At 52.6% G+C, this 9050-nt stretch carries 8 protein-coding genes; 6 read left to right on the top strand and 2 right to left on the bottom strand.

The annotated features are described in order from the left end of the window. The 5 genes from ACOJWD_RS05700 to ACOJWD_RS05680 form a co-directional block, all read left to right on the top strand. A partial coding sequence (locus ACOJWD_RS05700) for an HD-GYP domain-containing protein (RefSeq protein WP_486992255.1) occupies positions 1-1223 on the top strand: 1223 nt, incomplete at its 5' end. Between the two features lie 117 nt (positions 1224-1340). Continuing rightward, complete coding sequence (gene secA / locus ACOJWD_RS05695) at positions 1341-3815, top strand: preprotein translocase subunit SecA (protein ID WP_486992254.1); 2475 nt, start codon at positions 1341-1343, stop codon at positions 3813-3815. A gap of 88 nt (positions 3816-3903) precedes the next feature. Beyond that, positions 3904-5035, top strand: a protein-coding gene (gene prfB / locus ACOJWD_RS05690; RefSeq protein WP_486992253.1) for a peptide chain release factor 2 whose coding sequence is annotated in 2 segments (ribosomal slippage) — positions 3904-3975 and positions 3977-5035 — 1131 coding nt in all. Because the reading frame shifts where the segments join, the coding sequence is not laid out codon by codon here. Next, entirely contained in the window at positions 5032-5694 is a 663-nt protein-coding gene (locus ACOJWD_RS05685) for an LmeA family phospholipid-binding protein (RefSeq protein WP_486992252.1), read from the top strand. Before prfB ends, ACOJWD_RS05685 begins: the two co-directional genes overlap by 4 nt. 14 nt (positions 5695-5708) lie before the next feature. Then, positions 5709-6557, top strand: coding sequence for a YitT family protein (locus tag ACOJWD_RS05680; protein WP_486992251.1), 849 nt, complete (start codon positions 5709-5711; stop codon positions 6555-6557). Positions 6558-6581: 24 nt separating this feature from the next. Here ACOJWD_RS05680 and ACOJWD_RS05675 read toward each other — a convergent pair whose 3' ends face one another. Both ACOJWD_RS05675 and ACOJWD_RS05670 read right to left on the bottom strand, forming a co-directional pair. Beyond that, positions 6582-7808 (bottom strand): MDR family MFS transporter, encoded by a 1227-nt coding sequence (locus ACOJWD_RS05675; RefSeq protein WP_486992250.1) that lies wholly within the window; start codon positions 7806-7808, stop codon positions 6582-6584. Positions 7809-7848: 40 nt separating this feature from the next. Continuing rightward, a complete protein-coding gene (locus ACOJWD_RS05670) occupies positions 7849-8628 on the bottom strand; it encodes a serine hydrolase (RefSeq protein ID WP_486992249.1) in 780 nt (259 codons plus the stop codon). A gap of 132 nt (positions 8629-8760) precedes the next feature. Here ACOJWD_RS05670 and ACOJWD_RS05665 point away from each other — a divergent pair. After that, on the top strand, positions 8761-9050 hold a 290-nt coding region (locus ACOJWD_RS05665), incomplete at its 3' end, for a PfkB family carbohydrate kinase (protein WP_486992248.1).

The following is a 9050-nucleotide window of genomic DNA, read 5'->3' as shown; positions in this document are numbered from 1 at the left end:
TTGGCACGGTGTTTTCGATACGCATGATGCGGGGACAGGGTAGCGTTTCGATTGGTCTTCCAGTGATCCTAGCCGCAGGGGTTGTCCTTGGCCCGGCAGCCGGGTTTTGGGTGGGGATGCTGAGTAGCTTTACCTGGCGAGAAATAACGGGTAAGGTGCGATGGCCATCGGTCCTCTTTAATCGGGCGCAGTTAGGGATGGCCGGATGGATCGGCGCGGAGGTGTTTCGTCTCCTTGGCGGATCCCCGGAGCGATTGTCCCTAGCGCAAGCCAGTGGGCAATTAGTGGCGGCGGCGGTGGCGGTATTTTTGTGGAACATCTTTGTAAATGCGGCCGCAGTGGCCTTGCGTGAAGACCGGTCGTTGAACGAGATTATCCGGGTATATTTTAAGTGGGCTTTGCCCGGATTCTTTGTCATGCTACCGGTGGGGTACTTAATGGCAGCGGTGTATCGCATTTCGGGTCCCTGGCCGGAACTCATTTTTCTTTTGCCGCTGATTGCGGTGCGTACCTGGATGGTGTTAGTGAAGCGAGTTCGGGATATGTACAATAATACCATTCGCGTGCTGTTGGTGGGGGTGGATGCTAAAGATCCCTATACCTTTGGCCACTCGATGCGGGTGGGGCACTACGGCGCGGTATTTGCGCGCTATATGAAACTTCCCGAAGACGTGGTGGAACAAATCCGTCATGCGGGAATGCTCCACGACATTGGGAAAATGGCCATTCCGGACAATGTCTTAAACAAGCGCGGCCGTCTGAGCATTCCTGAAACCTTTACTATTCAGCGGCATCCGGTATTAGGTAGTGCCATGTTGTCGCGATTGAATCTGGCAGGCTGTGCTCGTGACTGGGTACTGCATCATCACGAACGTTGGGATGGGACGGGCTATCCTGATGGACTGGTGGCGGAGGAGATTCCGCTCGAAACGCGCATTGTCTCGGTGGTTGATGCCTATGATGCGATGACGTCGGACCGTCCCTATCGCAAGGCTATGAGTCATGAATTTGCTGTCAGGGAAATTGCTGAGGAGCGGGGAACCCAGTTTGACCCGATTATTGTCGATCAGTTTCTGGAATTCTGTGCCTCAGTGAATTTGGCCCAAGACGAAGGGGCTGGACATGGGTGGGATCGTACGCCAAACATTCCCATAGAAGACCTGGAAACTGAATACCAGCGTGAGCTCCATGAGTACATGGCGCGTCAAAATATGGCTGAGTGACAAAAGATATGTTCGGTTGCTGTCCGTCTCGAGCCATGCTACACTTAATCAATAGGTCTGAACCGTATGGGAACCTGAGGAAGGTTCCTTTTGGCCGTTGATTGGAGGATCATGGATATGCTGAAAGTACTCTCAAGTTGGGTGAACCGATTTAGCGAGAAAGAAGTGCGTCGCTACCGTGGCGTGGTGGCACGGATTAATGATCTGGAGCCGACGATTGAACCCCTCTCTGACGAGGAATTGCGCGCTAAGACCGCAGAATTTCGCAGGCGCTGGACCGATGGAGAGTCGCTTCAAGATTTGATGCCGGAGGCGTTCGCAGTCGTCCGTGAAGCATCTAAGCGCGTCCTGGGAATGCGGCACTTCGATGTGCAGTTAATCGGTGGTATGGTGCTCAACGATGGGCGTATTTCGGAAATGAAAACTGGTGAAGGGAAAACCTTGGTCGCGACATTAGCGGCGTATTTGAATGCTATTCCCGCTAAAGGCGTTCACGTTGTGACGGTCAATGACTATTTGGCTCGGCGTGACTCGCAATGGATGGGCCAATTATATGAGTTTGTGGGTCTCACCGTCGGTTTGATTCAACATGATATGGAGCCAAGCGATCGTCGGGCGGCCTATGCGGCAGATATTACTTATGGCACGAATAATGAGTTTGGATTTGACTATCTGCGCGACAACATGGTCCTGACGATGGATGAAATGGTGCAGAGGGGACTTTCCTATGCCATTGTGGACGAGGTGGACAGCATTCTGATTGACGAGGCCCGCACCCCGCTCATTATCTCTGGACAGGCCGATAAGTCGACGGACTTATATTACACTTTTGCTCGTATCGCCAAGAATCTTAAGGAAGAGCGCGACTTTACCGTAGACGAGAAAATGAAGGCGGTAGCCCCGACCGAGGCAGGTGTAGCAAAAGTTGAGCGAATGCTGGGCGTGTCGAACTTGTACGATGATGCGCATATGGATTACGCCCATTATTTAAGTGGAGCACTTCGGGCCAAGGCGCTCATGAAGCGTGATCGCGACTATGTGGTGAAAGACGGCGAAGTGATCATCGTAGATGAGTTCACAGGGCGACTCATGTTTGGTCGGCGATATTCGGACGGTCTGCATCAGGCGATTGAGGCTAAAGAGGGTGTGAAGATTGAGGACGAGACGCAAACTCTGGCGACGATTACGTTCCAAAACTATTTCCGCATGTACGACAAGCTATCTGGCATGACCGGGACAGCTGCGACGGAAGAAGAAGAATTCCGCAAAATTTATGGGCTAGACGTGATTGTGGTTCCAACGCATCGCGCGATGGTGCGTAAAGATCATCCTGATATGGTATACAAGACCGAAGCGGCTAAATTTCGTGCCGTGGTCCGGGAAGTCGAGGAACTGTATAAGACGCGTCGCCCAGTATTAGTGGGAACAGTTTCAATTGAGAAATCGGAACTGTTGTCGGACATGTTGCGCGAACGTGGGATTAACCACAATGTCTTGAATGCGAAATTCCATGAGCAAGAGGCGGAGATTATTGCTAAAGCCGGGGAGCCCGAGACGGTCACTATTGCGACCAATATGGCAGGGCGTGGGACAGACATTGTGTTGGGTGATGGGGTCAAAGAAATGGGTGGGCTCCATATTATTGGTACGGAACGGCATGAATCACGCCGTATCGATAATCAATTGAGAGGTCGTGCAGGACGTCAAGGAGATCCTGGATCCTCGCGTTTCTATCTATCGCTTGAAGATGACTTCTTGCGATTATTCGCGGCTCCCACCTTGGCCGCGCTTATGGATCGATTGGGTGTGGAAGAAGATGATCCCATCGAGAGTCCGACCTTAACGCGCGCTATTGAATCCGCCCAGAGAAAGGTAGAAGGCCGGAACTTTGATGCTCGAAAACATGTGCTGCAGTACGACGACGTGATGAATTTGCAGCGTGAAGTGGTGTATAAGCAGCGGCGAGATATTTTAACCAAAGAGAGTCTGCATGAAGATGTGATGCACATGCTCAATGGTGTCATTGAGGACGCTGTGACAGTGCATTGCCCTGTCCAATTACACCGGGAAGAGTGGGATCTAGAGGCGCTTGTGACCAGCCTGCAGGATTTGTTTTTACCGCCTGACACCGTGCCCTTGGAGGAAATTGAAGGGATGAGCCACGAGGAATTGGTGGAAACGCTGATGGGCTATGGGGAGCGGATTTATGCTGCTAAAGAAGAGGAATTAGGGCACGACACCATGCGGGAACTGGAACGCATGATTATGCTACGCGTGGTGGATTCCAAGTGGATGGAGCACTTGGACGCCATGGATAATTTGCGTGAAGGTGTGGGATTGCGGGCCTACGGACAGCGGGATCCGCTAGTCGAGTATAAGACGGAAGCGTACGACATGTACCAAACCATGGTCGGCGCTATTCGGGAAGAAGTAATTCGTATTTTGTATCACTTACAGATGGCACCGAACACCGAACCGGTGATGGAGCCAGTAGCTCACGTCACCCAAGAGCAACATGGGGATATTTCCGAAGCCCCCGCGCGGCCGTTCCAGGTGATTGCAGGAGGACGCAGTGGGAACGCCGAGAAATAGTGGCGCTTCCCCCATCGGTTAACCGTCGGTTAACCGACGCATTCGTAGTATGAAGAGTCAGGGCAATCACGAGGAGGCACGGACATTTATGTTACAAGATGACTTAATTCAGCATCGCGAGGCGATGGTGGAACTGATAGAACGCATTAGGGGGTCTCTTTGACCCCGAGAATCGGCATATTGAAAGAGAGCACTTAGAGGCCTTAATGGCAGAGCCGGATTTTTGGGCGGAACCGGCCAAGGCAGAGCGAATTTCCAAGCAGTTGCGGCTGGTCGCGGGACCTTTGGATCGATATGTGGCGCTAGAACGGTCGGTGAGAGACTGGGCCGATCTTGTAGACCTCGCCGTGATGGAATCCGATATGGGAATTATGAAAGAGCAGGCGAAAGAAGCGGACGTGTTGCTGAGGGAATTGCGTTCTTTGGAACTCACCCTTATTTTACAAGGGCCGTACGATCATGAGTCGGCAATCGTGACGCTACACGCGGGCGCGGGAGGAACGGAAGCCCAGGATTGGGTAGAAATGCTCTTGCGGATGTATCTGCGATGGGCAGAAAATCGTGCTTTTCGGACACGCATCATCGATCAATTGCCGGGAGAAGAAGCAGGACTGAAGAGTGTGTCGGTGGAGGTTTCGGGAGAAAATGCGTTTGGGTTTTTGCGATCCGAACGAGGAGTGCATCGATTGGTCAGAATCTCGCCCTTTGACGCCTCGGGTCGTCGTCATACGTCGTTTGCCTCGCTTGAGGTGCTCCCTGATATTGAAGCCGATGATATGATGGTGATTCGTCCTGAAGACTTGCGCGTCGATACTTTTCGCGCTTCCGGAGCTGGAGGACAGCATATTAATAAGACCGACTCTGCGGTGCGCATTACCCATAATCCCACAGGAATTGTGGTGGCTTGCCAATCGGAACGCTCCCAGCATTCCAATCGGGAGACGGCCATGAAAATGTTGCGAGGAAAGTTGGCCGAGCTTCAAGAGCGGGAATGGGAGGAAAAGATGGCGCAAGTACGTGGGGTCCAAGCGGATATTGGCTGGGGATCGCAAATTCGCTCCTATGTCTTTCAACCCTATACGGTGGTTCGCGATCACCGGACCCGTTACGAAATGGGCAATGTGCAAGCGGTGATGGATGGGGATATTGATGGCTTCATTGAGGCTTATCTGCAGGGCGAAGCCCGAGGATCTCTGATGCCTGAAGAGACAGAGTCTTGAGTCGGATCATTAAGCTTTTAGTGGTCTTAGTTGTGGTTGTAGGAGCTTTGCAGTGGTTTTTGCCCCATTGGGCAGAAGATGCCTTGGCTAACCAATTAACGCACTATGATCATGGCCCAAAACCTACCGTGGAAATTACTGCGCTCCCGTTTTGGACACTTTTTACCGGGCACTTTCAAGACGTGTATGTGGTGGCGAATAATGCGGTGATTGACGGATTCGCTGTCCGTCGTGCCAGTGTCAATTGGCGGGATGGTGGTCTATCCCTGAGGGCCTTAGTGAAGGGGCACTTGATAGTGACCCGGGAGGGGCAGGCCTCGATGACCATTGTCCTGACGGGGGCCTCGCTATCGCAGTCCTTAGCACGATCGGGAAAGATTTCAAACCCGAAAGTCACGATCGAACCTACCCGCATTGCGATTGCTGGCCGGTTGTTTTTGGGTGGAGTCTATGTGCCATTGGACACGAAGGGTTCGTTGGTGGTATCGTCCAGTCATCGCCAATTGATTTTTCATCCGATGAGTATTGATGGCATCTCTTTACCCGTCCTGACGGATGTGCAACTATTGAATTTGCAGAATATGAAGTTGCCCATGGCCCTCGAGATAGCCGACGTGCGGCTCGGTAACGATCAAGCGTCCGTCACAGTCAGAAATTAGTCCAAGGAGGAATCATGAAGATTACCCGGAAAGTGGTACTGGATTATCTTCAGATTGCTCTTGGCACGGCGATTACCGCCACAGCGATTAACGGATTTTACTCTCCCAATCATATTGCCGACGGTGGGGTCTCGGGAATCGGGATTATTTTGCTCTATGTGCTGCATGTCCCGATCTGGCTCACCTTGGCGGTGGTCAATCTTCCACTCTTGTGGCTTAGTCATCGCTTGTGGGGTGGGCGGGTCGGGCTACGGACCATGGTCGGGACCATTATGTTATCGGTGTGGGTAGGCGTTCTGCACTATCATGCTTTAACGCACAACTTGCTGCTGGCGACCATTTATGGCGGCATTCTATCCGGCGTTGGTCTGGGTTTAGTATTTCGTGCCCGTGGTACGACGGGCGGTAGTGATGTCGTGGCACGATTTGCATCGCACATCTTTCCGGTGAGCATGGGACAGGCGATGATGGCGATTGACTTCTTTGTCATTGCCGCCTTTGGCTTTACCTTTGATGCCACGCAAGCCATGTATTCTCTCATCGCTCTTTTCATCTCATCGAGAGCCATTGACTTAGTTCAGGAAGGGACGGCATTTGCACGGGCCTTTACCATTGTCACCGCCCATCCGGATAGGGTGGGATCACGGATTATGACCGAAATTGGACGGGGAGTGACCCGGATTGGCGGGCAAGGAGGATACACCGGAGAGTCCCGCCCGCTTTTGTATGTGGTCGTGATTCGCTCTGAAGTCACTCGGCTAAAGGAACTGATTTACGAGATCGATCCCGAAGCTTTTGTTGTGGTGGCTAATGTGCACGAGGTGGTGGGCGAAGGATTTCGCCGACCACCGCTAGAAGAATAGTCATGGCGTTGGGATTGGCCGTCCTTAGCCGACTGACGATGAGTCTTTTATGGACGACGCACTCATTGGAGATTCTCGATCACTAAAGCGCTTAAATCCTATGGCCACCGTCGCACCTCCCACAGCGGTCACGCTTAGCCAAAGTGTGGCGCCTAGCGTCAGAAGGCCGCCGCCTATGGTCGGTCCGAGTGCGGAGCCCGTGCGGTTGGCGAGTCCAAAGAGCCCCATATATCGTCCGCGCAAGTCTTCTGGTGCTCTCCGCGCTACCCACGTCGATGCGGCTGGGTTAATCACATTTTCTCCTAAGGTGATAATCAGGACGGCTAACGCGAATACCCACACTCCGTGACCGAGTAACATGGATAGAAAGCCGAGCCCATATAAAAGACTTCCGAGCCCCATTAATAGCGCCGAAGAGATATTCTTGACGAGCCGAGTGATTGGCCATTGCAGTGCCACTACCAGTACGGCATTTTCGGCGGCCAGATAACCAAAGGTGCTGACGGGATGGTGTAGGTAGAGATGGAGGTATGCGGGAACGACTTGGTAGAGTTGGGCGTAGACCATTCCCGTCAGCCCCCACAATAGCGAAAAGCGGACGAAGGGCCGGTCACGCGCCACTGTCCAGATCGAGGCGGGGACGAGCGCGTCTGGGGTTGTATGGCGGGCTCGTCGGCGTTCCGGAATGGCCAGCATGATAATCCCTAGAAAGACCACCATCGAGAGCGCGTCAAATCCAAAAATCGGGAAAAATGCGTGGTCCGCGAGAAATCCCCCGATCATCGGTCCAATAATGATTCCGGCATTGGATGCCATGCGCATGAGACCATAGGCTTCAGTTAACTTGGTTGAGGGGACCATGTCGCCCACCATGGCCATCGAGGCGGGCTGAAATAACGGCACGGAGAGTCCCATTAAGACCAGGGCCAGTATCAGCAAAAGGGGGGTGGAGGCGAGTCCGACAAATAGCGTACAGAGCGCTCCCAGGCTAAGGGATACCAGCATCACCGGTCGACGCCCCCAACTGTCGCTCAGTACCCCGCCTACAAGCTGCGCCGCCACTTGTGAAAGGCCATAGAGGGTCATGATGAGCCCTACGATGGTCATGGAAGCGTGCAAACGGGTGGCCAGATAAATGGTCATAAAGGGGAAGACCAGGGAGTTACCCACTAGATTGACAAAGCGCCCCAGCATTAAGATGTAAAAACTGTTCGGTATCTCTGGGTCCCTCAGACGGGATAAACGGCTCACACGGGCTCTCCTTTATCGAGTTGATGCGTCATCATCCACATTATTTTAAAAATCGCAGGAGCGACTTTCCGATTTGCTGCGTCTGTTTAAGCAGGTCGGCTTCCGGGAGTCCTGCACTCAGGATGGTCATGACATAAACGTCGTTACCATGATACATAATCCCACTATCGTGTCGCGCCTCGTTAAGGCTACCCGTCTTATGGGCGAATCGGATTAGAGGAAGTTGTCCCACGTAGCGGGGTGCTTTAGGTAATGCACCAATACTGAGCGGTCCCTGGCATCGGGATAGTATGTCTACCATGCGTCGCGAGACATCTACGGACACCACTTGACCGGTAGCAAGAAGCTCCATCAGCCGCGTCATGTCGTAGGAGGTGGTGCGGTTGATGCGTTCGTGCTCAACCGGTATGCGCTCCAAGCGCCTTTCCAAGACGGTGTGTTGAAGTCCCAGTCGGCGAATCAAAAGATTGACGGCATCGACACTCAGGTAATCAATCAGCATGTTAGTGGCGGTGTTGTCAGACACTGTAATCATCAGCATCGTTAAATCGCGCAACGACAATCGTAATCCCGGGCTAAGGTCTATCAAAACCCCCGATCCGGGCACCTGGTCCTCTTTTTTCATCACCAAGGTGTCGTCGAGAGACAAATACTCTTCTTCGACACGGCGAAAGACTTCCGCCATGATGGGAACCTTAATCAAGCTGGCAGAAGGCATTATCCGATGTTCGTCGTAGCCAACGGATTTCTCCGTTTGTAGATTTTTTGCATACACGCTGTATGATCCGGGACGCGGTTCGATGAGAGTAGCGAGCGACATCAAGACTCCTCCAGTAAAGAAACGACATTGTTCGTATATTCTTTGTAAATGATAGCATCAGTGATGCGATTTCTAGAGGATATTATGTAGAAGGTCGCGAATTTTACGATGTGGTGATGGGGAGGTGTCGGGATGAGTGTGGTAGTGCTCGGCAGTATTAACTTAGATTTAATTGCACGAATTAAGGAAGTGCCTCAGGCTGGAGAGACCAAATTGGCCAATTCCATGACCATGAGCCCTGGAGGAAAAGGAGCTAATCAGGCACTGGCGGCACGACGAATGGGCCGACCGACCATGCTGCTCGGAATGGTCGGCGAAGATGCGTTTGCTGTGCAGTCTCTTAAGTTTCTTCGCCAGGAAGGAGTGGATTTAAGCCGGATTGGCGTCTCTCGTGATACGGCGACGGGGCTTGCGATGATAGT

The sequence above is a fragment of the Sulfobacillus sp. TH-112 genome (genome assembly GCF_057473405.1).
Note: the sequence above shows the minus strand (reverse complement) of the source record. Positions and strands in the feature narration are given on the sequence as shown.